Genomic DNA, 17519 nt, shown 5'->3' on the forward strand with positions numbered 1-17519 from the left:
TGATATTGATAGATAAAAATAATTTATTCGCCGCGTTTATTTACAACCAACTCACCTAAATCAATCAGTCGAGAACGAATAACATTACGACTTAAACCTAGCATTTGTGCAGTTTTAACTTGATTCTGATTACAATAATGATAGGCGATTCGTAATAATTGCTCTTCAAATTGTGCATAAACTTGTCCATCATTTTGCTGAAATAGCTGATGAAAAACTTCTTTTAATTTAGGATTTATGACGGGTTCACTGGTTTTTTTTTCTTGAAGCTTATTTGAGTTCAGTTGAGTGGGTGGTTGAATTAATGTGAGATCATGACTTTCAATAATGCCATTTTGGCAAATTAATAGCGCATGATGGATCATGTTTTCTAATTCACGAATATTACCAGGCCACCAGTAATTGCTGATTTTTTCTTTTGCAGCGTTGGAAAAATCGGCTTTGTCATAACCAAGTTGAGCATGATATTTATCAATAAAGTGATAGGCGAGAGGTAGAATATCTCCTTTTCGTTCACGTAAAGGTTTAATGTTTAAGGTAACCACATTAAGACGGTAATATAAGTCTTCGCGAAACTGATCGCTAAGAATGGCTTGTTCTAAGTTTACATTTGTTGCTGCGAGTACCCGTACATTTACAGGAATACTTTTACGAGAGCCCAAACGAACTACTTCACGTTCTTGTAATAGTCTTAAAAGTTTAACCTGAATCCGTTTAGATAAATCCCCAATTTCATCAAGTAATAACGTCCCACCATTTGCAGCCTCGAACCATCCGGCATTGCTCGATAATGCCCCTGTAAATGCCCCTTTTTCATGGCCGAAGAGTTCGCTTTCAACAAGGGTCTCCGAAAAAGCCCCACAGTTTACGGCAATAAAAGGTTTATTACGCCGTTTACTGTGGTTATGAATTTGCCTGGCAATGAGCTCTTTACCTGTACCTGTTTCCCCATGAATTAATACACTCGCTTCGCTGGGTGCAATCTGCTTGATATATTCAAGCAATTTTTTGGATTCTGGGTCGTTAAATACCTGTGCCGTGGCTTTATGTGAGTCACTGCGCTGGGTAATTTCAGGTAGCGTAACAATATTATGCCGCATCTAATATAGGTCTCTCATTTATATCAAATCGTTTCTGTCGGTGGGAGTTCGATGCATATCGGTTATATTCCTAAGTATCCAGTTGTCGATGATGTTATGAATAGAATGATGCTTTGGGATAAAGATCATTTAGAGCCCAAATTCCTAAATCTTGCAGCTTATATTCCACGGGATCATGTAAAGTTTGTGTTCGTACATTGCGCCAGAATCGGTCAAATCGTAATGATGCCTGAGTTGCTCTGGCTCCTGTCACCTCAAAAATACGATTGGTAATATCTAGACTTGTTCGTGTTGCTGCTACTTTTGCTGTTGCTACTGCAATAGCAACCTCTCCACGTTGTTGTTCTGTCAGGTTTTCGGCAATGTCCCATGCTTCTTGTAATTTGGTAATCGCATTTTTGTTTAACAGGCGTAAGGCTTCTAGCTCTAACCAGAACTCCCCATAGTGTCGCAAGATGTAAGGGTCTTGGTCTGCATGTTCCACACCAGATAAAAACCATGCACGTGATTCAGTTTTTGTATAACGTTTGGCTTCAAGCATTGCACCTTCGGAAACGCCCAAGAACATATTCACAAAAACCAATTGTGCAATTAAAGGTCTTAACGTTGAAAATGGTGTACTTAGTGGCCCTGGGTCAAGCAACATATCTTTTATTTCAACACGAACCCGTTCGAAAATGGAACTACCACTGTCTGTTTGACGTTGTCCAATATTATCCCAGTCATGGTACAACGTAATTCCTGAGCGTGAAGTTGGTACCGCTGCAATTAAAAGATTTCCAGTTTTTTCATCTACTCCTGATGCAATAAGCATTTCTGAGTCAAGCGCACCCGAGCAAAAACTTTTTTTTCCGGAGAATTCGTACCAGTCATCTTGAGTTTTTACGACGGTACGTTTGTCGAGTGGGTTTAATGCATTTCCCCAAAACCACGATTTTTCAGCCGTGAGTTGGTACCAACGCTGCCATTGCTGTGAATTACCAAATAAGCGAACCGTTGCTAATAGCAAATGATGAAAACCAAAAACATGGGCGAGTGAGCTATCAGCCTGAGCAAAGATTTTGACAACATTAAAGATGTCTTGCCACTGACCGGACAAGCCACCAAATTGCTCTGGAATAGATAAAGAAAGAAGACCACTTTGACGAATTAAATCCCGTTCATATTTAGGAGTACCACCAACTTTATCTCGTTCTATAGCAGTTTGCGCAAACTGCTGAGCCAGAGACTGTGCAACAGGAATAACATCAGAAAGACTACGAATACTATGGTTCTGATTAAAAACGTTCATACTTGCCTTATCCTTTATTTATCTATTTTTGACATAATTTAAGACTTACTTTCACGATGTGGCGTGAAGGACGAATAAATAATTGGTTGGTGCTTCAATTGATTTATAAGTTGTTATAGCTAGATAAATCATAAGAGATCAACCAAACTAAAGTCTCATAGCATGCAGCCAGCAAACACTATGCCAATAAAATATTTATTAAATTTCAATAGACTGTATCTTTTTTCTCATGTGGTAGGTTGGCTTTAAATTCAAAGTGTTGATGTGCTGTTGCATAAACAACACTATGCTTTTGGAATTTTGCCTATTTCACATCGAGTACTCTAAATGAGCAAATAATTAAATTTAATATTATTTGCACTTAATATTATTGGTATTAGTTATCTAGAAAACTTAGATTAAGGTACGTTGTTTAGCTATTTTTCTGATTTAAGAAAAAGTACTCGTTCAGATTGATCTCATCCACTTTAAATTTTGGAGATTATTATGGATATCGTCAAACATCCCGAATCTCGCCAACTCGTACGTACGGTTAAAGCTAGTGCATATGTATTTGAAGATCAAAATTCAAAGTGTTTAATGTCTTATGTTGAACAAATCGCACCAAGCGAAGCGTCCGTTTTAATTGTTGGTGAAACAGGAACAGGCAAAGAACTGGTTGCTCGAAAGATTCATGCTTTATCTAATCGGAAAAATAAACCCTTTATTGCTGTAAACTGTGGTGCTTTATCTGATACGTTGGCTGAAACAGAGTTGTTCGGTCATGAAAAAGGAGCTTTTACAGGAGCTATAAGCCATCAGATCGGGTGGTTTGAAGCAGCGCATGGCGGAACCATTTTTTTAGATGAAATTGGTGATTTGTCACCAAGCATTCAAGTGAAGCTGCTAAGAATTTTACAAGAAAATGAAGTGGTTCGGGTTGGTTCTCGACAGACCAAAAAAATTGATGTCAGAGTAATTGCTGCAACGAATATTCGATTAGAAGAAGCCGTATATGCAGGTAATTTCAGAGAAGATTTATATTTTCGATTAAAAGTTGCATCGCTCCATGTTTTACCGCTTCGACTACGAACTGGTGATATTTTGCCTCTAGCACAGCACTTTATTTATGACTATTCGCAGAGTCTGAATAAGAAACCGTCTATGTTAAGTGAAGAAGCTCAACAATTGCTCGTTGATTATCATTGGCCGGGAAATATTCGTGAGTTGGAAAATGCAATTCATCATGCATTGCTCATTTGTAAAAATGGGGTGATTCAAAGTTATGATTTCCAACTTTCCGGTTTCAAGCATAAATTACTCACTTCCGAATATGATTTTTCGATTTATCGCAACTCAAATCAAACTTTAAAACAATTGCTGTTTAGTTGGTTTGAACAAGGAATCGAAGATTTAAATGAGCAATTAGAGGCAGAAATCACAGAAGCTGCCTATGAATATTGTCATCATAATCAATTGCATACTGCAAAATTACTAGGAATAAGCCGAAATGTTATTCGTGCAAGATTGATTAAACATGGTTTATTGTCTCCAAATATTCGCATATAGACCGTGCTTATTTTTTGTATCAACCCAAAATTACCATGTGATTTTGGGTTTTATTTTCTTACCCAAGAAAGATTTAATATTGTTGTTTGTTTAATTTCAAAATAAGACATATATCATTTACTATTGTGACTTTAGTTTTTAAGCACGTCTTTAATTAGATTTAATAAAATAGATAAGGGGGCAATAGTGCCAGAAATTGATAATAAACAACAACCTAATCCTGAATATTCATTAAAAGTTGATTGTGCATCAGCTTTGAGTTTCGTTTTACAACAAAATTCAGTGCCCCTAATCCGACAAGTTCTAATATCTTCTACTGAAACAATTTCTGACTCTCGAATTATTATTCGTTCTAATCCTGAATATTTCAAAGAACATACCATCCATATTTCAAGCTTAGAAAGTGATCAAGTCTTAGCTCTAGATAAACCAAAATTAGCTTTTGATATTCAAATGTTGCAAGAGCTACCTGAAAATATGAAAGGGAGTATTGAAGTACTCTGGTTGAATGAAAAAGAAGAAGTGCTGGCAGAACAGCGGTTAGAAATAGATGTATTAACTATTGATACTTGGGGCGGAGAACGTCAGCCAATTGAGTTGTTGGCGAGTTTTTCACAACCTAATTCTTCAGCACTCAGCCCAATTTTAGTTAAAGCGAGTGAGATCTTAAAAACAAAACAACTCGGTTCATTAAGTGGATATTTAGAACGAGATCGGGATTCTGTTCTATCTCAGTTGAATGCACTATGGGATTCTTTGTTACCACACGATATTCATTACATTGTGAGTCCAGCAAGTTTTGTTAAATCGGGACAACGAATACGTTTAGCAAAACAGATTTTTGAAGAAAAACTGGCGTGCTGTTTAGATACTACAATGTTGTTAAGTGCCTTGGCTGAACAAATTGGTCTTGATACGTTAATCATTATTGAAGAAGGACATGCCTATCTTGGTGTTTGGTTAAATGAAACCCCAAATGTTGATTTAATTATTGATGATATTCAGGCATTAAGAAAACGTTATGATTTGGGTGAGATCGTTTTTATAGAAACGACGTTACTTACACAACAAGCAAAATTCACTTCCGCACTTGAAACTGCAAGACAGTATATTAAGGATGAATCTCGTCAGAATAAATTTTATCTTGCAATTGATGTTCGTCAGTCTCGATTGCGTGGTATTAAACCCATTTCTGCACATCTGGAAAAGAAGAATCACCTAGATGAAACAGAGATTGAATGGGCATCTGCATCTATTCCTAATTACGATGTTGACCGTTCTGTTGAAAGTAAAACTACAAGGGTTGATCGTTGGTTACGCCGATTATTAGATTTAAGTCTTCGTAACAAACTCTTAAATTTTAAAGATAACCGTTACAGTATTCCTTTACAGTGCTCTGAGTTAACACTAAGCAAACTTGAAGATGCGCTTGCAAATCAGGAGGGTTTCTTATTTAAGAGTATTGATAGTATTTCGCTAAAAGATGTCCAGCGTGAAAATGAAAGCCAGCATATTAATCAATATGTTGATGAAAGCCTTTCTAGAAAATTATTATTTAGTCCTTTAGATACACCCTTATTAGAAAAGCGCCTGATCGAAGTCTATCGGGCTTCGCGTACTGCTTTAGAGGAAGGCGGAGCTAATACATTATTTCTTGCGGTTGGTTTTCTTGAGTGGAAAGAGTCAGAACGCTCGAAACGTACTTTTAAAGCCCCATTACTACTTATTCCTGTACAGATTACGCGTGAGACGGCTAAAACAGGCTATCGTCTATTTATGTACGATGATGAACCACGTTTTAACTCCACTCTATTACAACTATTAAGACAAGACTTTGAACTTGATATTGCTGGCTTGAATCCATTACCAACTGATGACTCCGGTGTAGATGTCAATCAGGTTTTACATATTGTACGGAAGGCGATTGTAAATATAGCAGGATGGGAAGTAAAAGCTGAGGCTGCTATTGGTCAATTCTCATTCTCTAAATATTTAATGTGGCTTGATTTGTCTTCACGGATGGATGAACTGAAAAATCAAGCAGTAGTAAATCATCTAATTGAATCCCCAAGGGAACCTTTTATTAAACAAGATGAATTCCCTCAACCTGCTCAATTAGACCAACAATATAAGCCACAACAATTATTTACACCTTTATCGTCTGACTCTTCGCAGTTAGCTGCAGTCATGTCCGCAGCATTAGGACGCACCTTTGTCTTGTCAGGTCCTCCTGGTACAGGTAAGTCACAGACCATTACCAATATGATCTCTCAATGTTTGGCGGATGGTAAATCTGTGTTATTCGTATCTGAAAAAATGGCTGCTTTAGAAGTTGTTTATCGCCGTTTGACACAAATTGGCTTAAGTGAATTGTGTTTGCAGTTACATTCATCCAAATCCCAAAAAATGGAAGTACTGGATCAACTGAGAGAAAGAGCGCAGAAAAATAATGATCCTTACTTTTTAAGTGCTCAACCTAAAACAACAGAATGGCAGAAACTTTCAGACAGATTAATTCAAACCCGAGATGAGCTGAATCAACATGTAAAAAATCTCCATACATCACACCCTATTGGCTGGAGTTTGTATGCCGCAATGAGTGATGAACTTCGTTATCGGAATACACCGCATTTACGTTTTCCTGATATCAATATTGCGACGTTGACAGCAGAAAAACGTGAGCTACTTAGTGAGAGCGTGACACAAGCTGTAAGTTTACGTCAGCTCGTCAATGAAAATGTTAAAGATGTATTGAATGGTTTTGCGGAAGGTTTGTCTGAGCCGATTTGGAGCCTAGCATGGCAAGAACAATATCAAATATTGCAAGATCAACTTGTAGATCAGATACAGCGTTTGCAAAGTTCAGTTTCTATTTGGCAAGAAGTTTATGGATTTGGTGAAAAGCAAAATCTGAGTCAGGTTAAACATGATGTCTCTATTTTTACGGCATTATCCGATCTTGTTCAGCAAACTGATTTAAAATTATTAAGTGTGATTAAAGATTTAGATTTAAACACGATTATACAAGCGAAGCAGTTAGTCCAAGATTTAAAACAGCAGCGTTCTTCGTTAGTTGGACAATACCAATCTCAAGTTTATCAAGCAGATTTAAATCAAATTGCCTTTAAATGGCGTGAAGCAGAATCAAAAATTTTCCCATTCTCATGGTTCGCTAAATTCCAACTCAGAAACTTAGTCAAAACTTATCAAAACTCAACTCAACGTCCTACAGCTTTGGCAGTTGCTCATGACTTGCCAATATTGCAACATATCCAAAGTCAACAACGACAATTCATTGAATGTGAAAATCAGTTGGCAAGTAAATTGGGTTCTTACTGGCAGGGTGAAGATAGTGCATGGCAAAGTTTTGAAACTATTCACAATCAGTGGCAAGAAATTAAGCAAATCGTTGCATCAACAATTACAGATCAAACAACTTTATTAAAAGCTGTAGAGTTTAGTAAAAATAATAGTTTGGATGAAATAAAACAAAATATAGCTCAGGTGGAAAATACATTCGGTCAATTGTTGAATGATCATGCACTGAAAGGCGATATCCAACTTACTCCATATCTAGATATTAATTTTAGTGAAATTCTTGAAAGACAAAAGCAATTACAGCAACACAGTTCATCTTGGAGACATTGGTTAAATTGGCAAGCTATAAAGAGCCAGTTGATTAAACAAGGATTAAAACCCTTCGCCTTTGAACTTTTAAATACCCGATTGGAACTGGATGCTGCTTTAAAAAGCTTGAATATTAATTTAGCAAGACACTGGATTACTCATCAATTTAGTCAACATCCAGAATTAAATCAATTCAATAGCCAGCAACATGAACAGAAAATCCAGACTTTTGCACAGCAGGATAGAGAACACCAGCTTGCTGCGAGCCATGAGATTATTCATCGTTGGAATGCTATTTTTAGTGAACAAGATAAATATAAGGCACAGTGGACTGTTCTAAATAAAGAATTGGGCAAGAAACGTCGTCATATTCCTGTACGTGAATTAATGCGCCAGATTCCTGACGTATTAGTAGGGCTAAAGCCATGTCTATTAATGAGTCCTTTATCTGTGGCTCAATATCTAGATACTGAAGCAAAATTTGATGTGGTGATTTTCGATGAAGCATCACAGATTCCAGTATGGGATGCGATTGGTGCATTAGCGAGAGGTAAGCAGTCAATTGTGGTGGGTGATAATAAACAAATGCCACCAACAAGCTTCTTTGGTAAAGGAGATTCTGAAGAAGAGGTTGATGAAGAAGTCACTGAAGATTTAGAAAGTATTTTGGATGAATGCCTTGCTGCTCAGTTACCTGAATTGGCTTTGAACTGGCATTACCGCAGTCGTTATGAAAGTCTCATTCAGTTTAGTAATCAGAAATACTACAAAGGTGGTTTATTTACTTTCCCTGCACCTGTTGCTAAGGATACCGCTGTAAAACTGCATATGGTTGAGGGTGTCTACGACAAAGGGGATACGCGGACCAATACGTATGAAGCTAAAGCAATTGTTGAATTTATTATTCATCATTTACAGTCACAGTTAGGACAAGAGAACCCTTTGACCTTAGGTGTTGTGACTTTCAATATGACGCAGCAAAAGTTGATTGAAGATTTGTTGGATAATGAGCTAGCAAATCATCCTGAGTTAGAGACACTCAGTAAATCAGGCATTGAACCTTTATTCGTTAAGAATTTAGAAAATGTGCAAGGAGATGAACGCGATATTATCGTTTTCTCCATTACCTATGCAAAAGATCAAGATGGTCGTTTATCAATGAATTTTGGTGCGCTTAACCGCCAAGGAGGGCAGCGCCGTCTAAATGTAGCAATTACTCGCGCCCGTCAAGGTTTACATGTTTTCTCTGCTTTGAGTCCAGAAGAAATTAATTTGGCACGCACCAATAGTGAGGGCGTAAGAGATTTAAAAGACTTCCTAGTTTTTGCTCGCAGTGGTCAGTTGCATTTAAATTATGTTGATCAAAGTAAAAAGCAGACTAAAAAAGAGTTCGTACAGTACCTACAAACTAAGCTACAAGAACAAGGCTGGAGTGTGGATCTTGGAATAGGACAGGGTGATAGCTGTGTAGATTTAGCTATTAAGAATGATCTGAATTCGGGTAGTTATATTGCAGGTATTATTGTAGATGGTGAAAACTATGCTAAAGCTGCTACTGCACGAGATCGAGATCAACTTAGACCAACGGTTTTAAATGGATTAGGTTGGGAGGTTTTATCGGTTTGGACCGTCGATTGGTGGTTAGATCCAAATCAAAACTTAACTGAATTGGTAAAAATATTAGAAGAGATAAAAGCGAATCAAAATGTTGCTTAAATTGTCTAGGAACAGATAGGGGGTGGCCTTATCTGTTCCTAGTCTTATTGAATAACGAATTACTAAATTTTAACTGCTAGATTTAATACTACCTGAGCATCTTCAACAACGTCTAAACGTAAGATTATCTAGCGTAGTTTTTATATATAAATAAGGTCAGAAAAGTTGAAATATTTGTCTTTTCTATAGCTTTTAAAAATATTATCTAGAGTACTTAAGTTGTATAAAAATATACTTATTTTCAAATAATAAAAAATATTTCAATAAGATATACATAAAATTATGAGGATACACCGAGATGTATTCAGTTAAAGACACTGCTTATAGTTTGATTAGAAGTATCATTAAGCTTTGGAGTTATGATAAGTGTGTGACGAGTATGCCTCATCGATTGAAATTAGTTTAGGATGGCTCAGAGGATTACAAAAGAGAATGTAGCTGACTAAAAATTACCCATGGAAGAGCAAAAATAAATTAATTTTGCCTACTTGACCTTAATGTGTACTTTAAGCTTATATTCATCATGCAATATTAAAAAAAGGAAAGAGTATGCGTATTTTTCAGAATAGGCAGTTTGACAGAATTTACAGATATTTTTTGGCAATTCTACTACTGCTTGCTTTACCAGTAGCTCAAGCTGCTGAACAAAGTAATAGCTGATATCTAACTATATAACTAATACGGAATATTGAGATAATTGTGGGATAAAGCGGGATAAGGTGAAATAAAGTGGGATGAGTTTTGAAATGTTATTGCAGATGGTGAAATGAAATAATGGGCGATTTTCTCTCCTTTTAGTTGAAGAACTTAGTAATATAGTCCAGCATCAGATTTGCATATTTTGCCTTGATCCTTACACACGAGACACTCACCACATATAAATCTTACTTTCAGTGTGCAACCCAGCGAATCATCTCTCCATGTTTCAATTTGATCTATAGAAAAATAATGTCCTGCAAAATTCACCGTATTTTTAAAGCGAGAAAGTTCTTGGTAGATTTTTTCAGCTTGTTCAGGTCGTAAAGTTAATATCATTTGAATTGCCCCCCATTTCAAGAGTTTTGACTGAATAGATCAAGGTTTCTATCTTCATTCATTTTAAGCTTTTCTTTTCCATTGACAACTGAACGTATTGTTCTAAGCGTTACATCAAATTTACGCGCCAATTTAGCTTTGGACTCTTTTTTAGCAAGCTTACGGATCATACGATTGCGCATACCAACAGTGATTGGCGTTCCCATAGGAACCTCAATAGTTGTATTTCCAAGTTGAGCTGAAAGTAATTTGAGGCTCTTTAAACCAATGACTTGAGTCACCTCATGATTGATGTTCATGCCATATTGCGAAGGGATGAATATAGTTGTCCCACCATAGGCATGTATGAGGTGTAAGGCTGCCTCAATACCAATGAGCTGGGCAACAAATAAAAAGCTTTTTGGCATCAAACCTAGGATTTCTTCGTCTGAGAAGACTTGCTGGGCATCTGTGATATGGGGACGATAAGCCATAGTTTTACCTCATAAAAATCTATGTTATAGTTGCTCAAATCGTCCTTTGGTCCGGATGGTTGTTAAATTCTGAAAAGCTCATGATTGCCGTCATGGGCTTTTCATTTATCTGTTCTCTCAATGCCACAACGTTTGCACCATTGACGTAAATGATTAATGATCATGTCAGCGTGCTGGCTGCTCATGAATTGCAATGTGCTGACACCGACTTTGTTCTCAACAAATTTTGCTAGAGCTAATTCACTGCCATTTCTCACTTGACCCGCTGCATGAAGCTGTAACCATAAATGGCGAATTAATTTGCTTTGTGCATCATCAGCTATATTCTTAACACCAGATTTATTTTTAGATTCAACGTCAAAGCCAAGTCCTTTGAAACGGTCTAGTACAGCTTCAAGCTGGGCTATGTTTAAATCTTTTGAACTGGTTTTACCCGTAGTGCTAGCAAGGATGTCGCGATAAACATCATCATCAAAACCAAGTTTGGTTTTGGCTACATGAATAAGTTTGATTAAATTCAGCTTTTTATTGTATTTCACTGGCCATTCTCCTTATTTAAGGCATCAATCCAGTCCTGAGCGCTCAGCATGTGGCGAATTGCTGTAGATAATTTCTGATTTGCAATATCAACGTATGTTTTACAAGTTAGACCTTTGCGGATTTCATCCTGACAATTACGCAATTCTGCTAATGCTTCTTGAATTTCTTCTAAAGCGACTGTTGTGGTTTTATGAATTAATTTACTCATTATCAGAAAACTCCTTTAGCAGCATCAATTAGACCAATTAACGCAAGCACAGCAAGAGATACTGATGCTCCAGCTTTCAGTGCATAAGAGCGACGTTCAAATATAGTTAGACCAGTACTCTTGCGTGTGGTCCAAGCCATTCGTGCTTCTTTTAAGCAGTAATATAAACCAAGAATAAATACTGCAAAAAATGCAAGGATCAGCATGATGACTTCTCCTTTGGAATTTGAAACGAAAATACAAGTTTCCATATTTGATGTACGGCACCACACATAACTTTGGCGTCGGGTCCTTCATAACAAAATGAATTAACAAACGTTCCCAAAGTAGGTTCTAGAAAACTGTTCTTCTTAGCCCATTCAAAATATGAATTTGCTACTTGAATCGATCTGACTTGAAAAGCAAAAGTTGCCTTTCTGTGGTGCTGTTCAGCACGACGATCTAAAATTATCTGTACTTCTTTATCTGACAGTCGCATTATTTTCATGTAGGTGCTCCCAACTTTTCATATTGTTTGCCACCATTCATTGCTTGATTAAGTTTTGCTGATTTCCCAGATTGTTTTCCAGCATGATAATCATTAGCTGCTCTATCATTGAATGCTTTGCCTTTGTTACGGTCTTTGGGTGTAAATGAACCAAGCTTTCCGTGGGCTTTATCCATATGTTTTTTTATACGTTCATTGGTATTTGTAGGTACTTCTATATCTAAATCAGTTATTAAATGCTTAACTGAATCTACCCAGCCTTCACAAAATAAATCTGCACGACGTACCTTGTTTTTTTTGACCGTTACACGTTTTAAGTTAGTTTCAATAAAGTTTTTTCTTGAACGAATCACCTGACGATATAAAACATCAAATGTATAAGAGGCAACTTCAGGTGCTGGATCGACACCAATAAATGTCCATGAAGCTTTAATACCCCAAGTACTGCTGCCAGAACTAAAAATAGGTTTGCATTGCATGGCTCTAGCTATTGTCATAACTAAGCTTGCTTCCCACGCTTGAGGAACCTTTGTTGCTTTACTTTCGCAACTAGCCTCAACGATATCGAGTAGGTCGGGATCAATCTGAAATTCGCGCATCAAAGACTGTGCTTGGCGTAGAGCAATTGCTGCTTCATTTTCATTGGCTGATTTAGCCAATGCTAAACATTTTTTGATTTTTAGAATTGCTTCTTCACGGGTCATGCTCATTATGTTGTCTCCTTAATACTTTCAATCACTTCAGGTGGTAACTTCTCTAAATCTTCAATGCTGATCATGTATGTTCTCGCTGCTCGTCAGTACTGGATCACGACATCCAGCAGACACAGGCACGAGTGCCTGTGTTTCGCTTATGCTGCTAGGGTGTTCAAAGCTATATCAATGGCACGTTGCTGGACGGTATCCCTTGCAATTCTTTGGTTGTTACTGTCCAATACGTGGTACTCGAAATAACCACAAAGGTTAAACTTCCGAACCACTCTTAGACCTTTCTTTTCAAGAACATCTAAGTGATTTGCTTTTGTTGCCATTACTTAACAGCCTCTTTAAGTGCTTTGCCTGCCTTGAAAGTCGGTACTTTTGCAGCAGCAATTTGAAGCTCTTCACCCGTTTTAGGGTTACGACCTGTACGCGCAGCACGGTCTTTTACAAAAAAGGTTCCGAAGCCAACCAAGGCAACCTGACCACCTGTGGCAAGGGTATCGATTACGCCTGTTTCCACTGCCTGAAGAGCAGCTGTTGCCTGTGCTTGAGTCAGGCCAGCCTGTAATGCAATATGTTTGATAAGTTCTGATTTATTCATGATTGAGTTCCTTTAATTACCTGATTTAGTAGGCAGCTGTTGCTGCTGGGTCAACGGTTTCAATTTCATAGCCAAAGTTGTTACGCTGTTTCAGCGTTGCTCCAATTTCAGCAATTAATTCAGGGGTAAGTTGTTTGATAGACTCCTTATCCGGTTCGGTTTTAGTGCGAATGCAGTGTTCAAGTTTTAGTTGCTTAAGCATCTGGCAAGTAAAAATAGGATCAGGAATAGTCACACTGGTTGATAATCGGTAGCCAACAGAACCATGTGTCAGCTTTTTACTTTTTATTTGCAAAAACTCAGTTTTACGGTGGTCACAAAATTCCTTAAGCTGAAGTTCATGCGCCTTCACTCGTTCAAGTAGAGGCTTGAGACGCTCCTTAGTTGCCCCCTTAAGTTTATCGACCTGTTCATTACAAGCAGCTTCTTCAAGTGCGATATCACGGTTGAGGTCTGCCATCTGAGCAAGTGTTTTATCAACGGCTTCCCAACTTTGAAGTTGTGGTTCTTTAAGTGCTTTACGTGCCATTAAATATTTACTCCTTGTTCTTTTTCATAGGCTTGGATCATTGCCTTGTATACTTTGGTTCGATTTGTACAGGTCACTGGATGTACCCAATGAGCACGATGTGGATTCATGGCAACGTTGGCTGCGTGAATCATTGCCTCAGTTGGTTCACGAGGAACAAGCACATAATCTCCACTGATCCATTTGTCTAAATCTTTGGGAAATTGAGCACGTTTCATATTTGGTGTGCTGCGGTAAGATTTTTCAGCCATACTTTTTAATCTTGGATTCATTGAACACCTCGAATATGTTTTTGTTTTGCTTCAAGTACAGCTTGGCAACCTACGCAACGGGTTACGCCACCAAGCTGCCGACGTTGTGCCGGAATTTCTTCACCACAGTCTTCACATTCATAGTGGCTGACTTGGTCAAAGTGTTTAATGTTGGCAAGTGCATGAGCCAAGTCTTGTTCAATCAAAGTGCTTGCAACATCTGCATAATCAGCCATTTTATTTCTTCCTCTTTTTGTTCTTGTTTTTGGTCTCATCTACTGGAGTTAAGCAGTCAATGGCCAAAAAAAACACAATGAATATGAAGTACCATCCGACCACTCCAACATGCTTTTCTGGTACAACATTCATCAAAACGAAAACCACGAAAAGTAAAATGATCCAGCTGATAGCCCGAAGATTACTCATTCCTCCAAAGAAGTTTTTAAACATGGATTAGACCTCCATCACCAAGTCACCAGTCACAACATCAACGCCCAGATCGGCAGCAACATTTAATGCACCGGTTAAAAGATTGCCGACTGCTAGTGGATATAAAAGACTTTCACTTTGGTTTTTACGACCAACATTACGAGTAAGTTTGCTGCAAATGGCATCAACGCCAGACGCATCTATAAAGTCAGAGAGTTGGCGACCCGCTGCCTTGCAACGATGCTGTAAATAATCAACAAGGCTGGTTTGGGTGAATGGCTCAAGCGTGACAATTTCACAACGTTGTACGACTTCGCGGACTTCTGGATTGTTTTCAGCCAGTTTGATTTTGAGTTCATCCTGACCAATCAAAACAATGGAAAGTAATGGTGTAAAACCATTCTTAAGTTCAAGAAAACGCTTTAAATGTTTAAGTGTCGGAATTGGCAGACTATGTGCTTCCTCAATAACCAATGTGTGATGCTGCCCAGCTCGACTAGACTCTTTTAATAGACTATGAATTTGCTGAAAACGTGCCTCAGGTGAACGCATTGCTTTCGTACTAGGTGCTAATGCTCGTAAAATTGCTTCAGCGATATGTGAAGATTTTAAAGTTTTACCTTTGATGTCATCAGCTTCTGTAGCAATCACATAAGGTTCAATAATGATAGTAGGTTCACGTTCACGTTCTACTCGATCATGTGTTTCCATACGAATAGTTGTTTTACCTGAACCTGATTGACCAACCAATGCAATAAATGAACTGTTTCCTTTAATAGTTTGCCAAACAGCTTCACGGGCATAATTGATGTTGGAGTCTTGATAAAATTCAGTCGTACTACGAATTTCTTCGGTAAAGATGTTTTTAAATAACTTAAATTTTTTCTTTGCCTCTGGCGTTAATGTCTGTTTGCGTAGTAGCATAAGTTGCTCTTCCTCCGGTTGAGTAGTGCTGTCCGTCCCACCATCCCGTTGTGCAGCAGTGCCAGTGCTGCTTGGGATATTACTACCGTGGGATTGGTCAGCATCTAATGCGTTTTGAATATCTTCAGGTGCAATACCTTTATTAAGTAAAAGCCCAATAAATTGGCTTTTAAACTCAGCAGCGCGTTTCTTCGGGCGTATCCCGTGGTTAACAAATAAGTTAACTGTAGTTGTACTTACACCAAGTGGTTTGCAGAGTGAGCTTTGTGTCAGCTCATGTTGTTGAAGCAATTGTTTAAGTGCACTCATGGATTACTCTCCAACCACTCGTAATTTGGGTTTTTCGGCTGTAGCTTTGATGCCTTCAGCAATTTCAGGGATAACATCTTGTGGAACTTCTCCAGTAGGAAAAGACTTCTTAAGTGCTGCCATGCATTCAGCAGTCCACAAGTCTCCAACCAGTCCACGAATTTGTTTTGCTGCTTGAATCAAATTAATGGGTGCAACCTGACGACGGCTGGTTTCCGTATGCATTTGCTCACCAGCACGTGGTAAGTAGTCAGGGATATCGTGTTTTGTGATATGTGCCGTTGGGTCAATTTGACCTTGATACGCTGGGGTCCGCTTTTTGATGGCCTTATCAACATCAGCCTGTGTGTCCGCGTTGTAAGCCTGTTTCATGATGCGCTTACGTGACTGATCAATTTTACTATCTGGCATAGAGCGAATTTCTTCACCAATAACGGGGGCATCTACTGCTTGACCAAATATGTCGTATTGATCGGGTTCAACGGTGTAGATGACTTGCTCGCCATGTTCATTGTCCATCAGAACATCAATATCCGGAGCGCGGTATGGGTTAACAACCACATCAACTTTTGCACCCACATAAATACCGTCGATATGACGAACGCTATAGAACTGTTCACCATAGCCTTTAATCGTATGTTGAATAGTCAAATCACCTTTGACAGTGCGCGGTACAGGTACTGTGCTTACCAGCTCACGACAAAGCTCAATCGATGGCGCAATACGTAACTGTTCAGGACGAATCATCTGCCATACAGCATTGCGAGTCCGCTTGGTGCGACTATGAATTTTGGTCTCATTGAACATCGTTCGCCATTCACTCGCAAAAGTATTTAACTCTTCAATACTGTTTACAGTTCTATAGCTAAGTAACGACTCAAACTGTGTCTCAATTAAATTGTTGGCTTGTTCAACTTGTCCTTTTGCACGGCTATTGTTAGTCGCATGGGGGATAAACTGAACATCGAGGCGTTCGAGTAAGTTTCGGAACATACCACTGGTATTGGCTGTACCTTTGTCTACATAAAGGATAAAAGGCACACCATGCATGGGTTCTTTTAAACTGCGCTTTTGAATGCAGCTGAAAAAGAAATTAGTCAGGTTTTCAACATTCTCAGAATGCCAAAAATATTCATGGTAAAAACTGCCTGATGCATGATCAGTCTGAACATATCGAATGACACGGTCTTTCTCGATTTTGTGCAGGTTAGCTGGTTTATTCTTGTAGAATTCACGCTCATCCATCACGTGTAAGCCAGCTTTTTTATTCAGATAGAAGACCACACAAACCGATGCATCGACCTCCCAAACATGGTTAGGATGTAATGAACGCTGCTGATGATGAGCAGTCGGTTGGGTTAATTGTACCGGGTGACAAAAGTTTTGTTTCATCACACGGCTAATCGTTGCTGCAGAAACCTTTGGTGCTTTGCCACTGTCTTGAGCAATCTCTAAAGCGAGGTTAATTGGCATACGTTTTTTGCCAGTTTTACTCATGGCACTGATGACCATACCGCCAACCAGCTCAGCAGTCTCTACACTGACAACGGATTTACCTTTATCACTACGTTGCTTACGACCAGACTTATAGCCAACCGTTTCAAGTTCTCGATAAAGTTGTGGGCGACTTAATTGCAAATAATCACACGCTATTTTGATAATCGCAGCTTTCTCACCAAACCCAGCATTGGTGAGCTTTTCAGCAATTTCACGCAAATAGTCGATTTTTGCTAGATTTGGATTAGACATG

The 17519-nt window shown here is 38.4% G+C and carries 16 protein-coding genes and 1 other RNA gene; 2 read left to right on the forward strand and 15 right to left on the reverse strand.

Annotated elements, in window-relative coordinates; all coding sequences use genetic code 11:
- Positions 1 to 23: 23 nt before the first annotated feature.
- Positions 24 to 1100: a sigma-54 dependent transcriptional regulator gene (locus RMB13_RS08855; RefSeq protein ID WP_311085015.1), complete on the reverse strand. Its 1077-nt coding sequence runs from the start codon at positions 1098 to 1100 to the stop codon at positions 24 to 26.
- Between the two features lie 94 nt (positions 1101 to 1194).
- A complete protein-coding gene (locus tag RMB13_RS08860; protein WP_199987591.1) occupies positions 1195 to 2391 on the reverse strand; it encodes an acyl-CoA dehydrogenase family protein in 1197 nt (398 codons plus the stop codon).
- A 486-nt stretch (positions 2392 to 2877) separates the two neighbouring features.
- On the opposite strand from RMB13_RS08860, the gene RMB13_RS08865 reads away from it, so the two are divergent.
- Both RMB13_RS08865 and RMB13_RS08870 read left to right on the forward strand, forming a co-directional pair.
- The gene (locus tag RMB13_RS08865) at positions 2878 to 3939 is read left to right on the forward strand and encodes a sigma-54 dependent transcriptional regulator (RefSeq protein ID WP_311075946.1); all 1062 of its coding nucleotides are present in this window, start codon (positions 2878 to 2880) and stop codon (positions 3937 to 3939) included.
- Positions 3940 to 4125: 186 nt separating this feature from the next.
- Entirely contained in the window at positions 4126 to 9282 is a 5157-nt protein-coding gene (locus tag RMB13_RS08870; protein WP_311085016.1) for a DUF4011 domain-containing protein, read from the forward strand.
- Between the two features lie 1052 nt (positions 9283 to 10334).
- On the opposite strand, the gene RMB13_RS08875 is transcribed toward RMB13_RS08870, so the two are convergent.
- From RMB13_RS08875 to RMB13_RS08935, 13 genes are all read right to left on the reverse strand, one after another.
- Positions 10335 to 10790, reverse strand: coding sequence for a Mor transcription activator family protein (locus RMB13_RS08875; RefSeq protein WP_311085017.1), 456 nt, complete (start codon positions 10788 to 10790; stop codon positions 10335 to 10337).
- Between the two features lie 101 nt (positions 10791 to 10891).
- A complete protein-coding gene (locus RMB13_RS08880; RefSeq protein ID WP_311085018.1) occupies positions 10892 to 11329 on the reverse strand; it encodes a regulatory protein GemA in 438 nt (145 codons plus the stop codon).
- The gene (locus RMB13_RS08885) at positions 11326 to 11538 is read right to left on the reverse strand and encodes a hypothetical protein (protein ID WP_311085019.1); all 213 of its coding nucleotides are present in this window, start codon (positions 11536 to 11538) and stop codon (positions 11326 to 11328) included. The genes RMB13_RS08880 and RMB13_RS08885 overlap by 4 nt, the downstream gene beginning before the upstream one ends.
- 2 nt (positions 11539 to 11540) lie before the next feature.
- Positions 11541 to 11744 carry a hypothetical protein gene (locus RMB13_RS08890; RefSeq protein WP_311085020.1) on the reverse strand — a complete coding sequence of 68 codons (204 nt, stop codon included), beginning with the start codon at positions 11742 to 11744 and terminating at the stop codon, positions 11541 to 11543.
- A 277-nt stretch (positions 11745 to 12021) separates the two neighbouring features.
- Entirely contained in the window at positions 12022 to 12735 is a 714-nt protein-coding gene (locus RMB13_RS08895; protein ID WP_311085021.1) for a DUF2786 domain-containing protein, read from the reverse strand.
- A gap of 73 nt (positions 12736 to 12808) precedes the next feature.
- Positions 12809 to 12877, reverse strand: an RNA gene (locus RMB13_RS08900) — hammerhead ribozyme type II.
- The gene (locus tag RMB13_RS08905) at positions 12876 to 13055 is read right to left on the reverse strand and encodes a hypothetical protein (RefSeq protein ID WP_311085022.1); all 180 of its coding nucleotides are present in this window, start codon (positions 13053 to 13055) and stop codon (positions 12876 to 12878) included. The genes RMB13_RS08900 and RMB13_RS08905 overlap by 2 nt, the downstream gene beginning before the upstream one ends.
- The gene (locus RMB13_RS08910) at positions 13055 to 13327 is read right to left on the reverse strand and encodes an HU family DNA-binding protein (protein ID WP_311085023.1); all 273 of its coding nucleotides are present in this window, start codon (positions 13325 to 13327) and stop codon (positions 13055 to 13057) included. Before RMB13_RS08910 ends, RMB13_RS08905 begins: the two co-directional genes overlap by 1 nt.
- A 25-nt stretch (positions 13328 to 13352) precedes the next feature.
- On the reverse strand, positions 13353 to 13856 hold the full coding sequence (locus RMB13_RS08915; protein WP_311085024.1) for a host-nuclease inhibitor Gam family protein: 504 nt from the start codon (positions 13854 to 13856) through the stop codon (positions 13353 to 13355).
- The gene (locus RMB13_RS08920) at positions 13856 to 14128 is read right to left on the reverse strand and encodes a hypothetical protein (protein WP_311085025.1); all 273 of its coding nucleotides are present in this window, start codon (positions 14126 to 14128) and stop codon (positions 13856 to 13858) included. Before RMB13_RS08920 ends, RMB13_RS08915 begins: the two co-directional genes overlap by 1 nt.
- On the reverse strand, positions 14125 to 14343 hold the full coding sequence (locus RMB13_RS08925; protein ID WP_311085026.1) for a TraR/DksA family transcriptional regulator: 219 nt from the start codon (positions 14341 to 14343) through the stop codon (positions 14125 to 14127). Before RMB13_RS08925 ends, RMB13_RS08920 begins: the two co-directional genes overlap by 4 nt.
- Positions 14344 to 14560: 217 nt before the next feature.
- Complete coding sequence (locus RMB13_RS08930) at positions 14561 to 15769, reverse strand: AAA family ATPase (RefSeq protein WP_311085027.1); 1209 nt, start codon at positions 15767 to 15769, stop codon at positions 14561 to 14563.
- A 3-nt stretch (positions 15770 to 15772) separates the two neighbouring features.
- Positions 15773 to 17518, reverse strand: a complete 1746-nt coding sequence (locus RMB13_RS08935) for a transposase (RefSeq protein ID WP_311085028.1) — start codon at positions 17516 to 17518, stop codon at positions 15773 to 15775.
- Position 17519 lies beyond the last annotated feature (1 nt).

It is taken from the genome of Acinetobacter sp. V102_4, from assembly GCF_031799005.1.
GTDB classification, from domain to species: domain Bacteria; phylum Pseudomonadota; class Gammaproteobacteria; order Pseudomonadales; family Moraxellaceae; genus Acinetobacter; species Acinetobacter calcoaceticus.